At 42.0% G+C, this 700-nt stretch carries 1 protein-coding gene; it reads right to left on the reverse strand.

Annotated elements, in window-relative coordinates:
• The coding region (locus PG901_RS13595; protein WP_271134702.1) for a phosphoenolpyruvate carboxylase at positions 1 to 700 on the reverse strand (700 nt) is incomplete at both ends.

The raw sequence follows: 700 nt of genomic DNA on the forward strand, positions 1-700 counted from the left end.
CAATAGCCCTTCGCCATGAGCCTTGTCATGAGTATTGACACTTTTTCGAATGATGCGTAAATCTTCTAACAACTCTTGAGGGTTGGCGTAAGCATCGTGTGCGGCGTCGAGGTCTGTACCTTTGCTTTGAATGTGGCGATTGGTCGCTTTTATTTTGGCAAGAATAATCGACAACAATCTGCGGTACGGCTCATTGTTGTAATCGTCAGGATTATAATAAAATACTTTTTGATCGAGAGTGGCGTACGCTTTTATACGAGCATAAACGTCTGGCGCAATATCAATAATCGTATCGCTGTGAATGAGTTCACGGCGCAGTTTTTTTAGCAGTACTTGATAATGACGCAGCACGGTATCAGCATGCATCAATACCGCCATTTCTGTGGTGTCATGAGTGACAAAGGGATTGCCATCTCTGTCGCCACCTATCCAAGAGCCAAAACTTATGAAGGCAGGTAATGGGTAGTCTGTTAGCTCTGGATAAATATCAACAATGGCGTCTTTAATATTACGGTAAACCTTAGGGATGGCATTAAACAAACTGGCATTAAAATAATGCAGACCATTATTTATCTCGTCATAAACTAAAGGTTTACGCGTACGCACTTCATCCGATGACCATAATAAATCAATCGTTTGCGCCGTTTTCTCTTTTGCTTGTTCGTAGGCAAAGCTGTCTTCTGCAAGATTGTTTAAGGCA

Source organism: Psychrobacter sp. ANT_H3 (assembly GCF_027919975.1).
Lineage (GTDB): Bacteria > Pseudomonadota > Gammaproteobacteria > Pseudomonadales > Moraxellaceae > Psychrobacter > Psychrobacter maritimus.